General features: G+C 71.1%; 15 protein-coding genes. 9 read left to right on the top strand and 6 right to left on the bottom strand.

The features are described from left to right. Positions 1-69: 69 nt before the first annotated feature. Positions 70-804 carry a cellulose binding domain-containing protein gene (locus ACX27O_RS19825; RefSeq protein ID WP_156057416.1) on the top strand — a complete coding sequence of 245 codons (735 nt, stop codon included), beginning with the start codon at positions 70-72 and terminating at the stop codon, positions 802-804. A gap of 102 nt (positions 805-906) precedes the next feature. After that, on the top strand, positions 907-2,823 hold the full coding sequence (locus tag ACX27O_RS19820) for a glycerophosphodiester phosphodiesterase family protein (RefSeq protein WP_458939883.1): 1,917 nt from the start codon (positions 907-909) through the stop codon (positions 2,821-2,823). 47 nt (positions 2,824-2,870) lie between these two features. Here the strand turns inward: ACX27O_RS19820 and ACX27O_RS19815 are convergent, their stop codons facing one another. The 3 genes from ACX27O_RS19815 to ACX27O_RS19805 form a co-directional block, all read right to left on the bottom strand. Next, positions 2,871-3,467 carry a hypothetical protein gene (locus ACX27O_RS19815; RefSeq protein ID WP_051708284.1) on the bottom strand — a complete coding sequence of 199 codons (597 nt, stop codon included), beginning with the start codon at positions 3,465-3,467 and terminating at the stop codon, positions 2,871-2,873. Positions 3,468-3,561: 94 nt separating this feature from the next. Further along, entirely contained in the window at positions 3,562-4,110 is a 549-nt protein-coding gene (locus ACX27O_RS19810; RefSeq protein WP_357638963.1) for a DUF4231 domain-containing protein, read from the bottom strand. 1 nt (position 4,111) lies between these two features. Beyond that, positions 4,112-4,966 carry a glycerophosphodiester phosphodiesterase family protein gene (locus tag ACX27O_RS19805; RefSeq protein ID WP_247680070.1) on the bottom strand — a complete coding sequence of 285 codons (855 nt, stop codon included), beginning with the start codon at positions 4,964-4,966 and terminating at the stop codon, positions 4,112-4,114. Positions 4,967-4,982: 16 nt separating this feature from the next. Here ACX27O_RS19805 and ACX27O_RS19800 point away from each other — a divergent pair, with 16 nt between their 5' ends. Next, positions 4,983-5,363, top strand: coding sequence for a YccF domain-containing protein (locus ACX27O_RS19800; RefSeq protein ID WP_208648924.1), 381 nt, complete (start codon positions 4,983-4,985; stop codon positions 5,361-5,363). A gap of 153 nt (positions 5,364-5,516) precedes the next feature. Next, positions 5,517-7,673, top strand: coding sequence for an RNA polymerase recycling motor ATPase HelR (gene helR / locus ACX27O_RS19795; protein WP_210864443.1), 2,157 nt, complete (start codon positions 5,517-5,519; stop codon positions 7,671-7,673). A gap of 165 nt (positions 7,674-7,838) precedes the next feature. On the opposite strand, the gene ACX27O_RS19790 is transcribed toward helR, so the two are convergent. After that, positions 7,839-9,920 carry a PQQ-dependent sugar dehydrogenase gene (locus ACX27O_RS19790; RefSeq protein WP_210860409.1) on the bottom strand — a complete coding sequence of 694 codons (2,082 nt, stop codon included), beginning with the start codon at positions 9,918-9,920 and terminating at the stop codon, positions 7,839-7,841. A gap of 341 nt (positions 9,921-10,261) precedes the next feature. Between ACX27O_RS19790 and ACX27O_RS19785 the strand changes: the two genes are divergently transcribed. From ACX27O_RS19785 to ACX27O_RS19770, 4 genes are all read left to right on the top strand, one after another. Then, on the top strand, positions 10,262-12,298 hold the full coding sequence (locus ACX27O_RS19785) for a serine hydrolase domain-containing protein (RefSeq protein WP_247680071.1): 2,037 nt from the start codon (positions 10,262-10,264) through the stop codon (positions 12,296-12,298). Between the two features lie 42 nt (positions 12,299-12,340). After that, positions 12,341-13,639: a sensor histidine kinase gene (locus tag ACX27O_RS19780; RefSeq protein WP_210864445.1), complete on the top strand. Its 1,299-nt coding sequence runs from the start codon at positions 12,341-12,343 to the stop codon at positions 13,637-13,639. After that, positions 13,636-14,292 (top strand): response regulator, encoded by a 657-nt coding sequence (locus ACX27O_RS19775; RefSeq protein ID WP_030330483.1) that lies wholly within the window; start codon positions 13,636-13,638, stop codon positions 14,290-14,292. The genes ACX27O_RS19780 and ACX27O_RS19775 overlap by 4 nt, the downstream gene beginning before the upstream one ends. Positions 14,293-14,416: 124 nt before the next feature. Then, on the top strand, positions 14,417-15,214 hold the full coding sequence (locus ACX27O_RS19770) for an SAM-dependent methyltransferase (protein ID WP_210864446.1): 798 nt from the start codon (positions 14,417-14,419) through the stop codon (positions 15,212-15,214). A gap of 55 nt (positions 15,215-15,269) precedes the next feature. Here the strand turns inward: ACX27O_RS19770 and ACX27O_RS19765 are convergent, their stop codons facing one another. Then, the gene (locus tag ACX27O_RS19765; protein ID WP_458939882.1) at positions 15,270-15,992 is read right to left on the bottom strand and encodes a cellulose binding domain-containing protein; all 723 of its coding nucleotides are present in this window, start codon (positions 15,990-15,992) and stop codon (positions 15,270-15,272) included. Between the two features lie 218 nt (positions 15,993-16,210). Then, complete coding sequence (locus ACX27O_RS19760; RefSeq protein ID WP_458939881.1) at positions 16,211-17,305, bottom strand: winged helix DNA-binding domain-containing protein; 1,095 nt, start codon at positions 17,303-17,305, stop codon at positions 16,211-16,213. 299 nt (positions 17,306-17,604) lie between these two features. On the opposite strand from ACX27O_RS19760, the gene ACX27O_RS19755 reads away from it, so the two are divergent. After that, positions 17,605-23,067 (top strand): ATP-binding protein, encoded by a 5,463-nt coding sequence (locus ACX27O_RS19755; RefSeq protein ID WP_030330491.1) that lies wholly within the window; start codon positions 17,605-17,607, stop codon positions 23,065-23,067. Positions 23,068-23,123: the final 56 nt, after the last annotated feature.

Below are 23,123 nucleotides of genomic sequence, written 5' to 3'. Positions count from 1 at the left end.
CGGATGCCGCCCGGTACCGGGGCGGATCGTGGGCCCGTACCCGGCGACGAACTGAAGGAGAGACAGGCAGTGCCGGCAACACCACCCCAACCACGCCGTACCGTGGCGATCATCCTGCTGGACAAGGTCGTGGCCCTCGTCACTGCCGCACGGCGGGTGCTCACCGGTCGGGAGGACGTCTCGCGGGCCACCTGGTTGGCCGTCATCGCGGCGCTCGGGGTGCTGGTCGCGACGGCAGTGTCAGTGGTCGGGGTGCTGCGTACGCCGGAGAAGTTGACGCCGGTGACCCTCGACCCGCCGCCGTCCGTGCAGCAGGTGGGCGCCACGCCGTCCGATACGCCCCGGGCGCAGGCGCGACCGGCGCTCACCAGCCCGACGGTGCCCACTCCCCCGCCCACCTCGGCCTCCTCGGCCCCACCGACCGAGGCGTCGACCCGGCCCACCCCGACCGGCGCGAGCGCCGAACCCACCGCGGCGGCCCTGAGCGCCGACTTCGCCATCACTGACAACGCCCTGCTCAGCTATGGCGCGACGGTGACGATCAGCAATCCGGGCACGGTCGCGGCGCCGCAGTGGACGCTGGTGGTCACCCTGCCCCGCGAGTCGCTGAGGATCAGCGGGGTCGAGGGCGCACAGGCCAGCCACGACGGTGCCGTGTGGACGTTCGTGCCGGACAGCGACACCGCTCCGGTGCCCGGGAGCGCCTCGATCCAGGTGACGTTCCGGGTCAATGGTTCGTTGACGGGTTCCGCCCCCGAGGCGTGCACCATCGACGGGGTCGCCTGCGCCGGCCTGTCCGACTGAACGTGTCAGTGACGTCCCGATCGAGCGTGGTACACCCGACGTTCCGGCGGCAGCCACGCTTGATTGATCATTAGTTCGGGCGCGCTTCGTACCGTCCCGACCATGACTGTCCTACCCGCATCACCGTCGCTTCGCCGCGCCGGGTCGCGCCTCGGTGCGCTGCGTACCCGGGTCGCTGCCGGCGTCGCCGCCCTCGCCGTCACCGGCGCGACCGTCGGGGTCGCCGTCGCGACCTCGTCGCCCGCCACCGCCGAGCCCGGCCACGTGGTCGTCTCGGAGAACTTCTCGACCGGGTCACTGCCCGCCGGTTGGAACGCGGTCGACGGCACCTGGAAGGTCGAGAACGGCCGACTGTACGGAACCTCGGCCAGCGCCAGCACGAACAACAAGATCACGTTTGGTCGGCACCTGAACGACTTCCGCCTCGAGGCGACCATGCGCTTCGAGTCGGTCTCGGCCGCCACCCGCTGGGCCTCGCTCGGCATCGACGTCCCCGCCAACGGCGCCACCCCCTGGTGGATCGCCACCATGCGCAGCGGCACCACCGCCGCCAACGGGCTGGAATTCGCCCAGCGGACCACTGCCGACGCCTGGGTGGTGACGAACACCGCCTCCGCCCCGTCCGCCGCCGGCACCGGCCGGGACGTCCGCGTCGCCGTCGAGGTGCGCGGCAACCAGGCCCGCTGGATCTTCGACGGGCGGGAGGCGATGCGCACGAGCAGCCTCCAGCGCTCCGCCGACGGCGTCCAGGGGCTCTTCGTGAACGGCGCGACCGTGTCGTACGACGACGTCACGGTCACCGAGCTGGCGCCGAACGGCTACCTCCGCCCCGAGGGCAGCCCGCTCACCGTGATCGCCCACCGGGGCGCGTCCGCCGCCGCACCGGAGAACACCCTCGTCTCCCAGGAGATCGCCCGCAAGGGTGGCGCCGACTGGATCGAGAACGACGTCCAGCCGAGCAAGGACGGCATCCCGTTCATCCTGCACGACGGCACCGTCGACCGGACCACCGACGGCACCGGCAACATCCGGGACCTGACCGCCGCGCAGATCAAGGCACTCGACGCCGGTTCCTGGTTCGGCCCGCAGTACGTCGGCGAGCGGGTGCCCACCCTCGCCGAGCAGCTCGCCGACCTGCGGACCCGGGGCGGCAACCTGCTCGTGGAGATCAAGGGCAAGCACACCCGCGACGAGGTCGCCACGATCATCCAGGTGATCCGCGACGAGCAGATGATGGGCCGGGTCTTCATTCAGAGCTTCGAGGTCGACGCCCTGAGGTACACCTACGAGATCGCCCCCGAGCTACCGCTCGGTCTGCTCCGCAGCACCCTCGACGCCGACCCGGTGGCGATCGCGAAGGAGCTGCACCTGACCGCGTACAACCCGGACGGCAACGCGCTGCTGGCCAAGCCGGAGGTCGTCGCCGCGCTGCACACCGCCGGGGTCGCCGTGATGGCCTGGACGATGGACTCGGCCGCGCTGTGGCAGCGGCTGGAGCGCATCGGCACCGACGCGGTCATCACCAACCGCACGGCCGAGTTGGTCGGCTGGAACGCGGCCTTCCTCCAGCGGCCCTCCGCCGACCCGACAGTGCAGATCACCTCGCCGGCCAACGGGGCCCGGCTGGACCGGGCGCAGTCCCCGGTGATCGCCGTCGCCGCGACCAACGCGGAAACCGTCACGGTCAAGCTGGACGGTAAGACGTCGGCCGCCGGGCGCACCCTCGACCTGGCCAAGCTGACCGCCGGCCGGCACACCCTCACCACCGAGGCCACCGGGCCCGCCGGCACCGCCACCGCGACCAGCACCTTCACCGTGACGGTGAGCCAGGCCGGCCTCGGCTACCTGATCCTCACCTCGGGCGCCGATCCGGCCGCCGTCACCGCGATGACCACCAAGCTGGCCCACGCCCAGTACGCCCAGCTGGCCAGCTACGTCGACCGGCAGGCCGGCAAGCAGGTGCCGGCCGAGACCGCCAGCGTCATCGCCGCCGACGCCCGCACCCTCGCCCTGAAGTGACGGTTCGCCGGGTGGCGCTGGTCCGAGGCCAGCGCCACCCGGCGTCCTCAGCGGACGGCGACGGGCGACTCGGCCCGCTCGCCCCGCTGCCGGAGAAGCGGCAGCGCCGGCGCCAACGCCAGCGCCATGCACAGGCCGCCGATGGGAAGCAGGTCGAGATTGACCGCCGGTAGGACGATGCCGACGAGCAGCACCGGCACGCTCCACCACGGCAGCCGGCGTCGGGCGGCGAGCATGCCCACGAGAACGAGCAGGCCGAGGAAGAAGAGCTGGGGTACGACGTCGTAGAAGGCCACCTCCACGCCGGGGATGTCCTTGAAGCTCGCGCCGAGCCGGGACATCTCCGCCCGGTCGTCGGCCAGCAACCCCTCCACGATGTCCGCGCCGAACTGCACCATCGTCGCGACGAGGCCGACCAGTGTGCCGGCCACCACCCCGGTGCGCCACGCGGAGCGGGGCAGCAGGTGCGACAGCGCGAGCACACCCGGAACGAAGCACACCATGCCGGCGAGGGCGACCAGGTGGGCGGCCTGCCAGTCGAACCCGGGGCCGTACACCCCGTCGGATCTTCCCCACAGACGAACCAGGCCGTAGGTGGCGATGCCGACCGGTCCGGCGATCACGAAGAGCGCTGCGCGTTTCATGCCAGCCATCATGTGACCGCCGACGCCTGGCGACCTCCGGGTACGTCCCCCGGTTGGCCCTGGATGTCGTATCAGGTGTTTCACCGAGCCGTGGTCAGGGGCCGAACGGCTTGCCCGTCAGCGCGGATTCATCCGGGAAGGCCAACGAGCTGAAAAACTTCTCCGTCTCGGCACCGCGAATGCTTTCGATCTTCGCCAGCAGTTCCTCTGTCGCCGCGTAGGCGCGCTGCTCCCGCTCGGCCGGATCAGCTGTCGCCTCGGCGCGACCGAACGCGAGCCGCCAGTGGTTGCTCGCCTCGATGAGCGCGAAATGGGTACGTCGCAGCAGCGCCCACATCTGATCCCACTGATAAAAGGTGCGTAACGCGGTGGCCACCGCGATGACCACACCCGACACCGCAATTACCAGGTTCTTACCGGGGTAGCTGAAGCCGGCGAGCAGTGGCAGCGACGCACTGATGACGATGACCAGGATGCCGGTGAATCGGAACAGTCGCCGGTGCCATTTGGCCCGCCAGTCGTATTGGTCCCTGAGCTTGTTGATGCTGTCTTCCGCCAACGCGCGGTAGACCTGCAACGGATCGCCGGGGGCCCCGTTCTGCGACTTGGCGAGCAACCCGCTCTGTCCTTGGTCAACAGACACGTCACGATGCTAGACGCTGGCCATGCGACGGTCTATAGCCCGAGAATACGATGTTGTCGGAGTATTGACGGGCAAACATCTCCCGTTCCGGTGATGCGACCGGCCAGGCAATCACCGGAACACCACGTCGACGCCACCACGCCGTCAGACCGGACGGAAATGCGTCCACCTCGTAGGCCAGGAAATCGGGTCGGGTGACCAGATTGCTGACCATGCTGCGACCCACCATCCGGGTCAGTGGCCCGGCGGTACGCAGTAGCCCGCCGATGCGCCCCACCGGCACCCGCTGGCGCGGCGGCAGTTTGCGCACCGCGACCCGCAGCGCCGCCACGAGCAGCGGATCGAAGGATTCGACAGCGTACCGTCCGGGATAGTCGGCCGTCTGCCGCAGCACCTCCTCGACGAGATCGAAGTTGAGGGTGAGCGCCGGCCGTTTCAGCTCGATCAGCAGGGGCACCCGTCCGGCGACCCGTTCCAGCACCTCCGACAGCGTGGGGATGCGCTGGTCGGTGCCCTGCAACCGGAGTCGCTGCCGGTCGGCCGGGGTCAACTCCGCGGTGGCGATCTCCGCACCGGTGAGCGCCGCCAGGTCGTAGTCGTGGACGACGACGAGTTCGCCCGCGCGGGTGAGCTGCACGTCCAGTTCGCAGGCGTAGCCGGCGTCGGCAGCCGCCTCGAACGCCGCGAGGGAGTTCGCCGGTCGATTGTGGCCGGTCAGCCCGCGGTGTGCGATCGGGGTGTCGAGCAGCCAACCGTCATCGGGCGACACACGATCCTCCTGAGCTTCGCAGAACCGGGCTACCGCACGCCGTGCAGGGGTTGCGGGTACCTTACCGGGCGCCCGGGTGGTGAGCATGCTTCATGCTGGAGTGGTGATTCGATTCGTACTGAATGTGCTGTGGCTCGTCTTCGGCGGTGGCATCGTGCTGGCGGCCGGCTACGGCATCGCCGCGCTGATCTGCTTCGTCCTGGTCATCACCATCCCGTTCGGCGTCGCGTCGCTGCGCCTCGCGGTCTACTCGCTGTGGCCCTTCGGACGCACCCTGGTGCCCAAGCCGGGCGCGGGCGTCGGCTCCGGCCTGGCGAACATCCTCTGGGTGGTGCTGGCCGGGTGGTGGCTCGCGCTCTCCCACATCCTCGCCGGCATCGCCCTCTGCGTCACGATCATCGGGATTCCGTTCGGCATCGCCAACTTCAAGCTCGTTCCGGCCGCGTTCTGGCCGCTCGGCCGCGAGGTCGTCGACGCCCCGTGACGGCACTGCGCGTCGGTCGGCAACGAAAAACGGGAGACCCCTGGTCTCCCGCCACTTCTAACTTATAGCGCACTGGGGGGCTTGCGGCAAGACCCCGTTTATGACGCAGAATCGTCGGCCGAGGCTTGAATCTGCCGAAATGGACGTCATGACATGAATTCCTTGCCTACCTCCGTGTTCGCACTACCCGATCACCTCGCCCCCAAGGCCGACCCGGCGCTCATCGCCCAGGACGAGCGGCACTTCGCGGCCATGGCGCGGAACCTCGCGCAGCTGACCGCCGAGCTGTCCGACCGCCTGGACGCCGCGCGCCGGGCACCCGGCGGCAAGGGCCGCCAGGCCGTCGACCGGGACGAGGAGGTTCGTCGGCTGACCGCCCGTCTGCGCTCACTGAGCCGCTACGGGCTGGACCTGTGCCTCGGTCACCTGGTCGAGGCGGACAGTCCCGAGCCGGTCTATGTCGGACGTCGCGGCCTCACCGACAGCACCGGTCGACGGCTGCTGCTCGACTGGCGCTCACCCGCCGCCGAGCCGTTCTTCGGCGCGACCCACGCCAACCCGATGGGCCTGGCGAGCCGCCGCCGGTACCGCTGGACCCGCGGCCGGATCAGCGACTACTGGGACGAGGTGTTCACCCCGGACGGGTTGGTGGGGCACGCCGCCGCGCTCGACGACCAGTCCGCGTTCATCGCGAGCCTGGGCAGCGCCCGATCGGCCCGGATGCGTGACGTGCTCAGCACGATCCAGGCCGACCAGGACGCCATCATCCGGGCCGGGTCGGCCGGGGCCCTCGTGGTCGACGGCGGTCCGGGCACCGGGAAGACCGTCGTGGCCCTGCACCGGACCGCGTACCTGCTCTACTCCGACCCGCGCCTCGGTCAGCGCCGGGGTGGGGTGCTCTTCGTCGGGCCGCACCAGCCCTACCTGGCGTACGTCGGCGACGTCCTGCCCAGCCTGGGTGAGGAGGACGTGCAGACCTGCACGCTGCGCGACCTGGTCCCCGAGGGGGCGACGGCAACCGTCGAGGCCGACCCGGAGGTGGCCCGGCTGAAGTCCTCGGCCGAGCTGGTCCGGGCGATCGACGCGGCCGTCCGGTTCTACGAGGACCCGCCGGTCACCCCGATGACGATCACTGTCGGCGACTCCGACCTCCGGCTGAGCGCCGACGACTGGGCCGACGCGTTCCGGGCGCCGGGCCTGGGCACCCCGCACAACGAGGCGCGCGAAGAGATCTGGGAGGAACTGCTCGCCATCCTCACCGACAGGTACGACGGCGACGAACCGGACGACGTGCTGCGTGACTCGCTGCTGCGCAACCGGGACCTGCGGGCGACCGTCAACCGCGCCTGGCCGCTGCTCGACGCGGCCGATCTCGTGAGTGATCTGTGGTCGGTTCCCGCGTACCTGCGCACGTGCGCGCCGTGGCTCAGCCCGGCGGAGGTCCGCAAGCTGCAACGCGACGAACCCCGGGCGTGGACCGTGTCCGACCTGCCGCTGCTGGACGCGGCACGGCAGCGGCTCGGTGACGCGGAGAGGTCGGGGAGCACCCGTCGGCACGACCCGGCGGCAGCCGTCGAACGCGACCACATGGCCCGGGTCGTCGACGAACTGCTCGCCGCCGACACCTACGACGACGGCGAGGGCCTGCTGACGATGCTGCGCCAACCCGACCTGCGCGAGGTCCTGGTCGACGACTCCGGCCTGCCGGACGCTGAACCGGACCTGCTGGCCGGCCCGTTCGCGCACATCGTCGTCGACGAGGCACAGGAGCTGACCGACGCCCAGTGGCAGATGCTGCTGGCGCGGTGCCCGTCGCGCAGCTTCACCATCGTGGGCGACCGCGCCCAGGCCCGGCACGGGTTCACCGAGTCGTGGCAGGAACGCCTCAAGCGGGTCGGGTTCGACCGGATCACGGTGACCTCGCTGAACGTCAACTACCGCACCCCGGCGGAGGTCATGGCGCAGGCCGAGCCGGTCATCCGGGCCGTGCTCCCGGACGCGAACGTGCCGACCTCCATCCGGGGCAACGGGCTGCCCGTCGTCCACGGGTCCGTCGCCGACCTGCTGTCGATCCTCGACAGCTGGCTCGCCGCGCACGCCGAGGGGATCGCCTGCGTCATCGGTGACCCGACCTTCCCGCCCACGGACCGGGTCCGGTCACTGAGCCCGGAGCAGGCCAAGGGGCTGGAGTTCGACCTGGTCGTTCTCATCGACCCGGAGACGTTCGGCGCCGGCATCGAAGGGGCAGTCGACCGGTACGTCGCGATGACCCGGGCCACGCAGCAACTCGTGCTCCTGAGCAGCGGCTGAGGGCAGCCGGCCAGCGCGGTTTTCGGGGGGCGTCCGGGGCAGTTTCGGTTACGGCGGCCATACCACTGAGGCATATGCATGCCTCAGTGGTATGGCGCTCTTCCGCCACATCACCTGACCGATGTCGCTCGGTGCACCACGATCGCGTCTGCGGAGCCGTCGAACCTAGCCGCCCAGCGTGACGTGCATGATCTTCTCGTTGCTGTTGTTCGGGGTGCTGTCCTTGTCACCGACGTTGGTGGTGGTCAGCCACAGTCCCCCGTCGGGGGCCGGCTCCACCGTCCGCAACCGACCGTAGGTACCGCTGAAGTACGTCTGCACGTTCGTCAGGTTGCTGCCGCTGATCACCGCGCGGTACATCCGAGCACCTCGGGCACAGGCCACGTAGAGCGCGTCGCGCACGATCGTGATGCCGGAGCAGGACCCTTCGGCAGTCGGGTAGGTGCGCGCCGGTGCGATGAACCCGGCCGTACCGCAGGAGCCACTGGTGCCCTCACACGCCGGCCAGCCGTAGTTCCCGCCCTTGGTGATCAGGTTGGTCTCGTCCATGATCGAGTTGCCGAACTCCTGCTCCCACAGCCGGCCCTGCGAGTCGAACGCCAGCCCCTGGGGGTTGCGGTGGCCGTAGCTCCACACATAGTTGCCGAACGGGTTGTCCGAGGGAACGGTGCCGTCCGGGTTGAGCCGCAGGATCTTGCCTTCGAGGCTGGACCGGTCCTGGGCGTAGTTGCCGTTCTGTGCGTCGCCGGTGCTGGCGTACAGCTTGCCGTCCGGGCCGAACCGCAGCCGACCACCGTTGTGGTACTTGTTACGCCGAATACCGGTGAGGAGCACCTGCTCGCTCGCGGTGTTGAGGCGCCCGTTCTCCAACCTGATCCGGACGATGCGGTTGTCGCTCGGCGAGGTGTGCATGATGTACAGCCAACGGTCGCTGGAGTAGCTGGCCGAGATGGCGAGCCCTAGCAGGCCACCCTCACCGTCGGTGCTCTGCACGTTCGGCACCGTGCCCAGGTTGGTCTTGGCCCCGGTGGTCGGGTTGAGCTGGATGATGTCGTGCGCGTCGCGCCGGTTGTAGAGGACGCTGCCGTCCGGCAACGTCACCAGACCCCACGGGATGTCGGTGTCGGTGCTGACCTGCCGCACCCCGCACACCGGGTTGGCGCACGCCGCACCGGTGGTCACCGTAGCGGTGCCGCTACGCGACGAGGCGTTGTCCTGTGCGTCCCGAGCCACCACGTAGTACTGGTAGGAGGTGTTCGCCGTCAGACCACTGTCGGTGAACGTGGTCGCCGGCGGCGTGCCGGTGACCGTTCCCACCTTCACGCCAGCCCGGTAGATGTCGTACGCCCGAACCCCGATGTTGTCGGTCGACGCTGTCCAACGCAGCGTCACCGTGGTGCCCGACGCGGTGCCGGTGAGCTGTTGCGGCGCCGTCGGCGGCTGGCTGTCAGCCTGACAGGGCGGCGGAGTGATCGACACCGTGGCACTGGCCTGCGACACGTTGCCGGCGGCATCGCGGGCGTTGACGTACAGGCCCCAGGTCGCCCCGGCGACCACCGTCAGATTGGTGGAGAGCGTCGTGCCACTCACCGACGTCATCAGCTGGCCGTCGTGGTAGACGTCGTAGAAGGCCACCGCGACGTTGTCCGTCGAGGCGTTCCAGGCGAACGTCACCGAGTTGCAGGTCAGGCCGCTCACCCGTGGGCTGCCTGGCGCCGTCGGCGGCTGGGCGTCGGCGCTGCCGAGAGACGTCGTCCACCGCTGGTTGGACTGGCCGTTGCAGGTCCAGAGGCCGACGGTGGTGCTGTTGGCGGTGCCCGCGCCGGTCACGTCCAGGCACAGGCCGGACTGGACGCCGACGATGGTCCCGGAGGTGTTGATCCGCCAGCGTTGGTTGGCCCCTCCGGTGCAGCTGTTGATCTGCAGCGCGGCCGGTGCGGTGGTGTCCTGGCCGACGACGTCCAGGCACATCGTCTCGTCGTAGACCCGCAGCTCGCCGCTTGAGGTGAAGGTCCACGCCTGGTTGGCCTGACCATTGCAGTCGTAGATGTTGATGCCGGCCCCGGCTGTTCTGACGTTGCCGACCACGTCCAGGCACCGACCGCTGGCCACACCGACGACGGTCGACGGCGCCGCGGCGGCCGCCGGCACACCAACGGCCAGGTTCAGCAGCGTTACCGCCGCCATCGCCACCGGCAACAGCCGCCGTCGTGGGCGGCTCGGGGTTCTCCACGCGATGACTCGCATCAGGCCTCCAGGGTCAGGGCATCGACCGGCCCACCCAGGCGACCAGGCGCCCGACCACGCCGAACAGACACATTGACTATCAAAGATGTGCTTGGCGCCCAAGTCAAACGATGTCCCTCGATCGAGGGCAAACCCGCAGATCGGGGCGACCGGAGCGGCAACGACGGCGGTGCCGCCCCACCATCGGCGCAGCCGCACCTCCTCCTCAGGTCGTAGGCGCAGTGCCGTCCTGCGCCAGATGGCGGGGGTCGATCCCTCGAACAGGCTTGTTCCATGGCCTCGGGTGACGCCGTACGGACCTGCTCCGGACACCCGTTAGCCAGGAAAGGCACTGGCAGACGATGCGATCACGTCCTCTTCCCGCCCCCGGCTCACCCCGGTCGGGGCGACCTTTCGTCCGGCTCGGCGCGGTGGTGGCGGCCACCGTCGTCATCGCCGTGAGCGTCGCCGGCTGCGGCGCACCGCAGCACAATCCCGCACCGCCCATCGCCGCTCCGGCGGCACCCGCGGCCAGCGGCGGGGCGGGTTCGGCTCTGACCGACACCGACGTCAACGCCTGGCTCGACGGCCTGCTGCCGGCGGCGCTGGACCGCACCGGCATCGCCGGCGCCACGATCGCCGTCGTGCACGACGGCAAGATCGTCACAACCCGGGGGTACGGGTACGCCGACACCGGTGCCGACGGTGACCCGGCCGTGCCGGTCGACCCGGACCGGCACCTGTTCCGGATGGGATCGGTGTCGAAGCTGGTCACCGCCACCGCCGTGCTGCAACTCGTACAGAGCGGGAAGCTCGACCTCGACGCCGACGTCGAGACGTACCTCGATTTCGACCTGCCGCGCCACTACGAGCGGGCCGTCACCCTGCGGCACCTGCTGACGCACACCGCCGGCTTCGAGGAGCGGATCGCCGGCCTCATCGGCACCGAGGGCGGCACCGTCGACCTGCGCAAGGCCCTGGCGACCGACCCGCCCGAGCAGATCTACGAGCCTGGCACCGTCCCCGCCTACTCCAACTACAGCAACGCCCTCGCCGGGTACATCGTCGAACGGGTCAGCGGGACGCGCTTCGAGGAGTACGTCCAGCGCAACATCCTGGACCGCGCGGGCATGCCGTCGTCGACCTTCGAGCAGCCCCTCCCGGCGGCGCTGCGCGACCGGATGTCCAACGGGTACGACACCTCCGCCGGGCCCGCCGCGCCGTTCGAGATCGTCGGCACGCCCCCGCCCGGTGCGTTGAGCGCCCCGGCGACGGACATGGCGCGATTCATGATCGCCCAGCTCGGCGAGCCGGTGGGCTTCGCGCCCCTGCTGGACAAACCCACCCGCGACCTGATGCAGCGGCCGGCACTCGACTCGACGGCGCTGGGCACGCTGGCCGACGGACCCCGGATGACCCTCGGCTTCTTCACCGAGGACCGTAACGGCCACCGGATCCTCGGCCACGGCGGAGACACCAAGTACTTCCACTCCCACCTGCAGATCTACCCCGACGACCGGGCCGGCATCTTCCTCTCCCTCAACAGCAACGGCTCCGGCGCGCTCGACAGCCAGGAGCTTCGCGAGTCGATCGTGAACGGCTTCGCCGACCGCTACTTCCCCGCCGGTGACGACCAGCCGGGAACCACTGTGGACCCGGAGACCACCGCCACGCACGCCGCGCTGGCGGCCGGCACGTACGAGTCCTCACGAGCGATCCGGAGCAACTTCCTGACGGCGATCGGCCTGGTCGGTCGGACCACGGTCAGCGTCACCGACGGTAACCGGTTGCTGATGGTGCCGGGTCCGCTCTCCGACTCCCCCGCCCGCTACGAGGAGGTGGCGCCCTGGGTCTGGCGTGAGGTCGGCGGGCAGCGCACGATCGCCATGCGGGCGAGCGACGACCGGGTCGAGGCGATCAGTTTCGACTCCGCGTTCACGTTGCTGCCCGTCGAGCCCGCCCGCGCCTCCGCGTTGGCTGTCCCGGTGCTGGCCGTGTCGACAGTCGTGCTGCTGCTCACCGTGCTGTCCTGGCCGGTCGGCGCGATCGTCCGCCGTCGACTGGGTCGCGCGCCCCGGGACCGGGCGGGGCGTACCGCGCGGATCCTGAGCCGCCTCGCCGTCGCCGGCACGCTGCTCGCGTTCGCCGGTTGGGTGCTGAGCATCATCAGCATCATGAGCCTGCAGGACGTTCCCGGTGGCGCCCTGCGCACCATCCAGGTGCTGCAGCTGATCGGCCTGCTCGGGGTGCTGCCCGCCACGGTCCGGCTGGTCGACGACGTGCGACGCCACGTCGGCTGGCGGCGGATCGTCGGCAGCGGGCTGACAGTGCTCGCGCTCGCCGCCGCGGGCTGGTTCGCCGTGGAGTTCCAGCTGCTCGCGCCTAGCATCTCCTACTGACCCGCCCGACCCGGGACGATCCGGAGCAAGGATGCGCACCGCATGAGGGATCACACCGACACCGAACCCGGCACCCACCGACTGACGAAGTGGCTCGACGGACGGCTCACCCGGCTCGGGTTGACCGGAGTGTTCCCCCGCGACTGCCTGCTGGCGGCGACGCTGACCGTCTCGACGTTCGTCCTGCTGACGGTGCTGTTCCGGTTCGTGGCACCGGCGGAGGGGGTGACGTTCGACCCGGCGCGGGCCGGGCTGCTCATCGCCGTGTGCAGCGCGCAGGCGATGCTGCTGTGCCTGCGTCGGGTCCGGCCACTGCTCTGCCTCGCGCTCATCGTCGGCCTTCAGCTGCCCATCATCGGCGTCTCCCTGCCCGAGGAGGCGACGATCCGGGGCCTCGCCCCGTTCATCGCGGCGTACACCGTCGGGTCGTTGCTGCCGGTTCGGCGTGCGCTGCTGGCCGTCGGGGTGGCCGTGGCGGTCGAGTCGATCGGGGTGGCCGTCGTGGTGATCCCGGACGTGCTGACGGCACTCGCGTACGTCTCGGCGAGCGCCCTGACCTACGCCAGCGCGACCTTCGTCGGCGGTTACGTGGCCACCCACCGCCGCTACGTCGAGTTGGTCCGGGTCCGCGCGGACGAGGCGATCCGGGAGCAGCACACGAAGGTCCAGGCGGCGATCGGTGCGGAGCGATCCCGGATGGCCCGCGAGTTGCACGACGTGGCGGCCCACCACCTCTCCGGCATGGTCGTGCAGGCCGCCGCGGTCGAGCGGCTGATCGACCGGGACCCGGCGGCCGCGAAGGCCGGCGTGGCCTGGATCCGCAGTCAGGGCAAGGAGACCCTGGACAACCTGCGGCTGGTCGTCGGTGTGCTGCGCGGCAGACCGGGGCACGAGGGCGGCGACGGTGCCGCCCCGGTCCCGGGGCTGGGCATGCTCGACGACCTGGTGCGCACCGCGGGCAGCCTCGCCGGCCCGGTGGAGTTCGTCCGGGAGGGCGAACAACGCGAGGTGCCGCCGATCGCCGACGTCGCGCTCTACCGGATCGCGCAGGAGTCGCTCAGCAACGCCCGCCAGCACGCCCCGGGCGCCGCGGCACGGGTGGTGCTCCGCTTCGCGCCCCGCTCGGTGTCGCTGGAGGTGGTGAACGACCCGGCCGCGCCGCGGCGCGTGCCGGCGGCGCGAACCGGTGGTGTCGGCCTGGTGGGCATGCGCGAGCGCGCCCAGCTGATCGGGGCGACGTTCGCCGCCGGGCCGACGGCTGCCGGTGGCTGGTCGGTCACCGCGACACTTCCGACGAACGGTCCCGCCACCTCACGGCCGAAGGAAGAGGCCCCAGCATGATCAGAGTGATGCTCGTCGACGACCAGGCCGTGGTCCGCGCCGGCTTCCGCGTCATCCTGGAACAGGACGGTGAGATCGAGGTCGTGGCGGAGGCGTCGAGCGGGTCCGCAGCTGTGGAACTGGCCCGCCGGCTGCAACCGGACGTCATCTGCATGGACGTCCGGATGCCGCACGGCGACGGGCTCACCGCTACCCGGCGGATCGTCGCCGAGGCGACCGGGACGCCACCGGCGGTACTCGTCGTGACGACCTTCGACCTCGACGAGTACGTCTTCGGCGCGTTGGAGTCCGGTGCCAGCGGGTTCATCCTCAAGGACTGTGAGCCCGAGGACCTGATCGAGGCGATCCGTCGCCTGGCCAGCGGCTACGGGCTCGTCGACCAGGCCGTCACCCGCCGGGTGATCTCGGAGTTCGCCAGGCGTACGCCCGCTCCCCGATCGGACGCCGCGGCGGCGCACCAGTTGACCGCGCGGGAGACCGAGATCGTGGAGTTGCTCGCCCAGGGCCTGTCGAACGTCGAGATCGCCGAGCAGCTCTTCATCGAGACCAGCACGGTCAAGTCGCACCTCGGGCGGGCGATGGCGAAGATCGGCGCCCGGGACCGGCTGCAGACCGTCGTGTGGGCGTACCAGAACGGGGTTGCCCACCGGTGACAGCGGCCGATCCGCAGGCCGACGGCGCGTCCTCCCCCGGTCGAGTGTGGACACCCGCGGAGTACGATCCCGGTCGTACCGCCGTGGTGACCTCCAGCTGACGACCCCTCGATAGGAGCCAGGCATGGCCGGCCCGGACCCCGAACTCGCCGCGAAACTTCAGCCCGACGTGCCGCACGCGGCACGGATCTGGAACTACTGGATGGGTGGCAAGGACAACTTCCAGTCCGACCGGGCAGCCGGCGACGCCGTCGCCGAGGTCTACCCGGAGATCGTCCTCATGGCACAGCAGTCCCGCGTGTTCCTGGTGCGGGCGGTCCACCACCTCGCGGCCGAGGCGGGCATCCGGCAGTTCCTGGACATCGGCACCGGCCTGCCCACCATGCAGAACACGCACGCGGTCGCCCAGGCCGTCGCGCCCGACTCGCGCATCGTCTACGTGGACAACGACCCGATGGTGCTGGTGCACGCGCGGGCGCTGCTGGCCAGCACGACCTCGGAAGGGGTCACCACCTACGTCCCGGCCGACTACCACGACCCGGAGAAGATCCTCGCCGAGGCGGCGCAGACGCTCGACTTCGACCAGCCCATCGCCGTGATGTACATGGGCGTGATGGGCTACGAGCCCGACCTGGACGTGGTGCGCTCGATCGTCGGGCGGACGATGGACGCGGTGCCGTCCGGGTCGCACCTGGTGCTCTGGGACGGCACCAACACCAGCCCGGCGGTGGTCTCCGGAGCCGAGCGGCTGGCGCAGAGCGGCGGCGTCCCGTACATCCTGCGCAGCCCGGAGGAGCTCGAAAGCTGCTTCGACGGGTTGATGATGGTGGAGCCGGGCCTGGTGCCGATCCCGCTGTGGCGACCGGAGACTCCCGACGCCGTGGGGATCGACGCCTACGGCGCGGTGGCCCGCAAGCCCTGACCGGCACGACGTCCGCCCCGCTCCCGCCGTCGCGCCGGAGCGGGGCGGACGTCGTTCACCGCTCACACGTCAGGGTCAGGCCGTCGGGCACCGCACTGGTCGCCACGAGCAGACCGAAGGTCGTCGCCGTGTCCAGCGCCAGCGCCCCGTTGTACGACGCGTTGCGCACCGTGACGTCGGTGCCGGTCGTCTCGGCCACCCCGCCCCAGGCCGCCTGGACCCGCTCGTCACCGGACCACCGCCAGGAGACGCGCCACCGGTCCAGCGGCAGCGTCCCGGTGTTGCGGACGGTGACCGTCGCGACGAAGCCGCCGCCCCAGTGGGTGTCGATCGTGGCCGTCGCACGGCACGAGGTCAGCGGGGCGGTGCGCCCCGAGGCGATCACGTACGGGTCCCGCCGGCCCTCCACGTCGGTGAACCGGTACCAGTACTCGGTGCCGGGCGTCAGCCGGTCGATGGTCACCGAGCCGTTGCGCTCCGGCCCGGAGACACCCTCGGCGACGACGGCCCGCCACTGTTGGGCGTCCTCGCGGCTGGTGAAGAGGCTGACGGTCATCGGCGGGTCGTAGCCGCAGGGCGGGCGGAAGAAGATGGAGTACGAGATGGTCAGGCTCGTGGTGGTGGCCCCGGCCACGCTCGCGCTGATCGGCAACGCCGGCGGGCATGTCGGCGTCGGTGTCGGGGTGGAAGACGGCGTGGGCGTCGCCTCGGCGGCGGTGGTCGTCCCGGCCCAGGCGGCCAGCGCCATGGTCGTGACAGCGAGGAACATGCGAAGCATCGGTACCTCCGTGGTTGCCGGGCACCGATGACCGAGGGGGTGGCCGGTGCCGCGCTCGGTTTCCGGTCGCCGACGAGGCTGCCCGGCACGGGTGACGTGGCCACCTCGTGCGCCCTGTGGACCGGAGGAGAACTGGTGCGCGCTGGCTCCCCGCGCACTACCGAACCACAGCATGGCAGTCGACAGGAATCGATACAACACGATCCCATCGTCCGTCGTCAGGGAGACGGGTCGACCCGCACCCGGTCGCTCTCGTGGTCGGAAAGGAAGGACGCGAGTGCCTGCCCCTGCTCCCCCACAGCCTCCCGTTCGGCCCGGGAGAGCCCTCGCAGTGGGCTGACGGTCACCGTGCCCGACTCGACGGTCCAGGTCGCCGCGACCCGACCGTCGACGAGCACCACGCGCTCGCCGGCCACCGAGAGGAGACGGTGCGCGTCGTCGATGATCCGGCTGCGGTCGTCGTAGCCGAGGATCGCGTTGTCGAACGCCGGCAGGAACCGCACCGGGGCGGGCGTGTCCGGGTCGGGGCGCGGCGCGTCGGGGAGGTCGATCAGCTTCCGGCCGCGCTCGTCGCGGAAGGTGACCAGCTCGTCGCGCATCGCAGTCACCGAAGCCGGCAACCCGGCGAGGCCGCACCAGGCCCGCAGGTCGGCCGAGGCAGCCGGGCCGAAGGCGGCCAGATAGCGGCGTACGAGCACCTGACCGACCGGATCGGCGCTCTGCGCGCTCGACGGTTCGAGCTCCCGGTCGAGCCACGCGGCGAGCAGGACGTAGCGCACGCCCGCCTTCGCCCGCCACACCCCGCGCGGCGGCAACTGCGCCATCGGGAGCAGTGCGACAGCCATCTCGCCCAACGCCCGTGGCTCCGACGTCGGCCAGTGCTCGCCGAGCGCCCGCCCGATCTCCGGCATCGAACGCGGCTCGCCGTCGGCCATCAACGCCCGGGCAGCAGCGGTGAGGTCGTCGAGATCCACCCCGTCGAGCTCGCCGCGGTAGACCCCGAGCACCCGCTGTCGCAGCATGGCGTCGTGGCGGGGGCGCCAGGCCACGGCGTCGTCGGCGGCGAGCAGGTGGACGGTGCGGCGCATGAGGTGCGTCCGCACCACGTGTCGCTCGATCAGCAACGTCGACAGCACCGTCGGATCGAACGCGCGCAGCCGCGACCAGAGCCCGATGAACGGCTCCTGCGGCTCCTGGGCCTGGAGGCCACCGAGGTGGGCGACGGCGTCGAGCGCGGGCAGGTCGGCGCGGTCGAGCAGCATCTGCCGGGCGAGCGTCGCGCGGTTGAGCGCCCGGGTGTCGAGAACTGTCATCGGGTCCCTTCGGTCGACCTGATTGTCCGACCGGGGGTGACAGTTGCGGGTGCGCCGCCGGCGCGTGGCCGCCGCTGCGCACGTGGCGGGTACCGTGGCGGTCCCGGCCGGGGTGGGTCGGTGGAGGTCGACGCCCTCCCCGGGGACGCCAAAAAGTTTTGTGCACTTCCTACAACTGAGCGACTGTTGGTTCGGTGGTTGCGCCATAGCGCTGGCCGCCGCCACGCGGAAAGGTGATCACTGCGGGGAGCCGTCGTCTCGCGGCATGCAGGTCGAGGTCTAGCTAAGGGGTCTTTCGGGTGTTCAACCGTGTCGCCATCGTCAACCGTGGTGAAGCCGCCATGCGGCTCATCCACGCGGTCCGCGAGTTGGCCGCGGAGACCGGCATCCAGCTCGAAACGGTGGCTCTCTACACCGACGTCGACCGCAACGCCACATTCGTCCGCGAAGCGGACATCGCCTACGATCTCGGCCCGGCGTCGGCGCGCCCCTACCTCAACCTGGCGGTGCTGGAGCGCGCATTGACCGAGACCGGGGCCGACGCCGCCTGGGTCGGCTGGGGCTTCGTCGCCGAGGACCCGGCGTTCGCCGAGCTGTGCGAGAAGATCGGCGTCACCTTCGTCGGGCCGAGCGCGGACGCCATGCGCCAGCTCGGCGACAAGATCGGCTCGAAGCTGATCGCCGAGAAGGTCGGCGTGCCGGTCGCGCCCTGGAGCCGTGGCGCTGTCGAGACCCTCGCCGCCGCCCGGTCCGCGGCAGCCGAGATCGGCTACCCGCTGATGCTGAAGGCGACCGCCGGGGGTGGCGGACGCGGCATCCGCGTGATCAGGAACGAGGCCGAGCTGGTCGACGCCTACGAGCGCACCAGCCAGGAGGCGGCACGGGCGTTCGGCAGCGGCATCGTCTTCCTGGAGCGCCTGGTCACCGGGGCCCGGCACGTCGAGGTCCAGGTGATCGCCGACGGGCAGGGCACCGCGTGGGCGCTCGGTGTCCGCGACTGCTCGGTGCAGCGACGCAACCAGAAGGTCATCGAGGAGTCGGCGTCGCCGGTGCTCGACCCGGCGCAGGCCGCCGAGCTGAAGACGTCGGCCGAGCGGCTGGCCGTGGCGGTCGGTTACCGCGGCGCGGCGACCGTCGAGTTCCTCTACCACCCCGGTGACCGGTTGTTCGCGTTCCTCGAGGTCAACACCCGCCTGCAGGTCGAACACCCGATCACCGAGCTGACCACCGGGTTCGACCTGGTCAAGGCACAGCTGCACGTCGCCTCCGGTGGACGCCTCGTCGGTGCGCCGCCGGCCGAGCGCGGGCACGCCATCGAGGCGCGGCTCAACGCCGAGGACCCCGACCGTGACTTCGCGCCGTCGCCCGGCCGCATCGCCCGGTTGGACCTGCCCAGCGGTCCCGGCATCCGGGTGGACACCGGCGTCAGCGAGGGCGACACCATCCCGGCCGACTTCGACTCGATGATCGCGAAGATCATCGCGTACGGCCGCGACCGTGACGAGGCGCTCGGCAAGCTGCGCCGGGCCATGGCGAACACCACGGTGATCATCGAGGGTGGGGCGACGAACAAGAGCTTCGTGCTCGACCTGCTCGACCAGCCCGAGGTGATCGACGCCAGCGCGGACACCGGCTGGATCGACCGCGTCCGCGGCGAGGGCCGGCTCGTCACGCACCGCCACTCCGCTGTCGCCCTGGCGGCCGCCGCCATCGAGGCGTACGAGGAGGAGGAGCGCGTCGAGCGGCAGCGGCTGCTGTCGACGGCAGCCGGCGGACGCCCCCAGGTGCAGCACGCCAGCGGCCGGCCGTTGGACCTCAAGCTGCGCGGCGTCGGGTACCGCACCCGGGTGGCCCGGGTCGGCGCGCACCGCTTCCGGGTCGGCATCGAGACCGGTCCGGTCGTGCGCACCGCCGACGTCGAACTCGACCGCTTCGACCGGCACACCGGTCAGATCGTCGTCAACGGCGTCCGATACCGGCTGCTCACCGGCACGTACGGGCCGACCCACCTGGTCGAGGTGGACGGCGTGACGCACCGGGTCAGCCGGGATGAGGGCGGTGTCCTGCGCTCTCCGATGCCCGCGCTGGTCGTCGCCACGCCACTGGAGATCGGCGCCGAGGTCGAGGCGGGCGCGCCGGTGCTGGTGCTGGAAGCGATGAAGATGGAGACGGTGCTGCGGGCGCCGTTCAAGGCGCGGCTGAAGGAGTGCGCCGTCTCGGTGGGCAGCCAGGTGGAGGCGGGCGCGCCGCTGCTGCGCCTGGAGCCGCTCGCGGACGACGCCGAGGAGACCGCCGGCGACCCGACCGCCGACACCGTCGAACTGGACCTGCCCAGCGCCGCCACGGACGTCCCGGCGTCCGAGCGCAGCAGGCGCGGTCAGGAGGACCTGCGCGGTCTGCTGCTCGGCTTCGACGTCGACCCGCACGACGACAGCCGGGTGCTCGACGGCTACCTCACCGCGCGGCGGGCGGCCATCGAGGCCGGCCAGTCCACGTTGGCCGCCGAACTCGACCTCATCGAGGTGTTCGCCGATCTCGCCGAGCTGAGCCGCAACCGGCCGACGGGCGAGGACGGCGGCGCCGCGCACGTCCACAGCGCCCGGGAGTACTTCCACACCTACCTGCAGAGCCTCGACGTCGAGCGGGCCGGGCTGCCGGACGCCTTCCAGACCAGGCTCGGCAAGGCGCTCAGCCGCTACGGCGTCACCGACCTGGACCGCACCCCCGCCCTTGAGGCCGCCGTCTTCCGGATCTTCCTCGCTCAACAACGCGCGTCCGCGGACGCGCAGGTCATCGCGGCACTGCTGCGCGCCTGGCTGCGGGAGACCCCGCCGGACGAGACGCTGCGCGAGCCGGCCGGCCTCGCCCTGGAGCGGCTGATCGCCGCGACGCAGGTCCGTTTCCCCGTGGTCGCGGACCTCGCCCGTGGCGTGGTGTTCGCCTGGTTCGCCCAGCCGCTGCTGCGCCGCAACCGCGCCCGCGTCTACGCCGAGGTCCGTGGCCACCTGCGGCACCTGGACGCGCAGCCGGACGCGCCGGACCGCGCCGAGCGCATCGCCGAGATGGTACGCAGCACCGAGCCGCTGGTCCGGCTGCTCGGCCAGCGGCTCGTTCGGGACCACCTCGACAACGCGGTCATGTTGGAGGTGCTGACCCGGCGGTACTACGGCAACCGGTCGCTCACCAGCGTGCGTACCCGTGCGGTCGCGGACTGCACGTTCGTGGTCGCCGAACGCGCCGACTCGAGCGTGGTATCCGCCGCGGTGCGCTTCGACGCGCTGGGCAGCGCCCTGCGCGGGCTGGCCGAGCTGGCCGCCGGCGAGGACGCCGTCGACGCCGACATCTACCTCGGCTGGGAGAACCAGCCGGAGGACTTCGACGCGATGGCGGCGGCGCTGGCCGAGGTCATCGCCGCGCACCCGCTGCCACCTGAGGTCCGGCGGGTGACCACCACCGTCGCGGGTCGCGGCGGTGCGGTGATGCACCACCACTTCACCTTCCGCCCGTCGGGCGACCAGTTGACCGAGGACCGGCTGATCCGTGGGCTGCACCCGTACATCGCGCAGCGGATGCAGCTGGAGCGGCTGCACAAGTTCGACCTGACCCGGCTGCCGTCGTCGGACGAGGAGGTCTACCTCTTCCAGTGCGTCGCCCGGGAGAACCGGGCCGACGAGCGCCTCGTCGCGTTCGCGCAGGTGCGCGACCTCACCGAACTGCGGGAGCAGGACGGCCGCCTGGTCGCGCTGCCGACCACCGAGGACGCCATCGCCGCCTGCCTCGACTCGATCCGCCGCGCCCAGTCGCGGCGGCCGTCGAAGACGCGCTTCAACACCAACCGGATCGTGGTCTACGTGTGGCCGCCGAGCGAGCTGACCCGCGAGGAGATGAAGATGATCGCCGGGCGGGTGCGCCCGACGACAGCGGGCGCCGGCCTGGAGGAGATCCTGTTCATCGCGCGGCAGCGCGACCGCCGCACCGGTGAGCTGACCAGGATCGCCGTACGGATCTCGTTCGACGCCGCGGGCGGCGCCGACCTGACCATCGGGGAACCGCCGGTCGAGCCGATCGAGCCACTCGACGAGTACAGGCTCAAGGTGCTGCGGGCCAGCAGCCGCAACACCGTGTACCCGTACGAGCTGACCGGCCGGCTCGGTGACTTCGTCGAGCACGACCTCGACGACGACCACGTGCTGACGCCGGTGGACCGGCCGAAGGGCCGCAACGCCGCTGCCATCGTGGCCGGGGTGGTCACCACGCCGACCGAGCGGCACCCGCAGGGCGTCACCCGGGTGGTGCTGCTGGGCGACCCGACGAAGTCGCTGGGCGCTCTGTCGGAGCCGGAGTGCCGGCGCGTGATCGCCGCACTGGACCTGGCCGAGCGGATGCAGGTGCCGCTGGAGTGGTGGGCGCTGTCCGCCGGGGCGCGGATCTCGATGACCTCCGGCACGGAGAACATGGACTGGGTGGCCGCGGCGCTCAAGCGGATCGTCGAGTTCACCCAGGCCGGCGGTGAGATCAACATCGTGGTCGCGGGCATCAACGTCGGCGCTCAGCCGTACTGGAACGCCGAGGCGACAATGCTCATGCACACCAAGGGCATCCTGGTGATGACGCCGGACTCGGCGATGGTGCTCACCGGTAAGCAGTCGCTCGACTTCTCCGGCGGCGTGTCGGCCGAGGACAACTTCGGCATCGGCGGCTACGACCGGGTGATGGGGCCGAACGGGCAGGCGCAGTACTGGGCGCCGAACCTGACCGCCGCCCGCGACGTGGTGATGGCCCACTACGACCACACGTACGTCGCGCCCGGGGAGGACGCGCCCCGACGGGCGGTCACCGCCGACCCGACCGACCGGGACATCTCCGACTTCCCGCACGACGTGGCGGGCAGTGCCTTCGCCACCGTCGGGGAGATCTTCTCGGCCGAGTCCAACCCGGACCGCAAGAAGCCGTTCGACATCCGGACGGTGATGCGGGCCCTCTCCGACCAGGACCACCCGGTGCTGGAGCGCTGGGCCGGCATGGCGGACGCGGACACCGCCGTCGTGCAGGACGTCCACCTCGGTGGTATCCCGGTCTGCCTGCTCGGCATCGAGTCCCGGTCGGTGCCGCGGCACGGCTTCCCGCCCACCGACGGTCCGGACACCTACACGGCGGGCACGCTCTTCCCCCGCTCGTCGAAGAAGGCCGCGCGGGCGATCAACGCGGCCAGCGGCAATCGGCCGCTCGTGGTGCTGGCGAACCTGTCCGGCTTCGACGGCTCACCGGAGTCGATGCGCAAGCTGCAACTGGAGTACGGCGCTGAGATCGGCCGGGCGATCGTGAACTTCCGGGGTCCCATCGTCTTCTGCGTGATCTCGCGCTACCACGGCGGTGCGTTCGTGGTGTTCTCGAAGGCGCTGAACCCGAACATGACGGTGCTGGCGCTGGAGGGTTCGTTCGCCTCGGTGCTCGGTGGCGCACCCGCCGCCGCTGTGGTGTTCTCCGCCGACGTCAACGCCCGTACGTCGGCCGACCCGCGGGTGCGGGACCTGGAGGCCCGCGCCGCCGCCGCGGCCGGCACCGAACGCGCCGCGCTGACGGCGGAGCTCGACGAGCTGCGTTCGTCGGTGCGCGCGGAGAAGCTCAGCGAGGTGGCCGCCGAGTTCGATCGGGTGCACAACATCCACCGCGCCGTCGAGGTCGGCTCGGTGGACGCCGTCATCCGCGCCGCCGAGCTGCGTCCACGCATCATCGAGGCCATCGAGGCCCGCCTGGGGTGACCCACCGAGACCGGGCGGGGTGGGCTCGGTTCCTGGACGACCAGGAACCGGGCCCG

The sequence above is a fragment of the Micromonospora sp. SD19 genome, from assembly GCF_054462275.1.
Note: the sequence above shows the minus strand (reverse complement) of the source record. Positions and strands in the feature narration are given on the sequence as shown.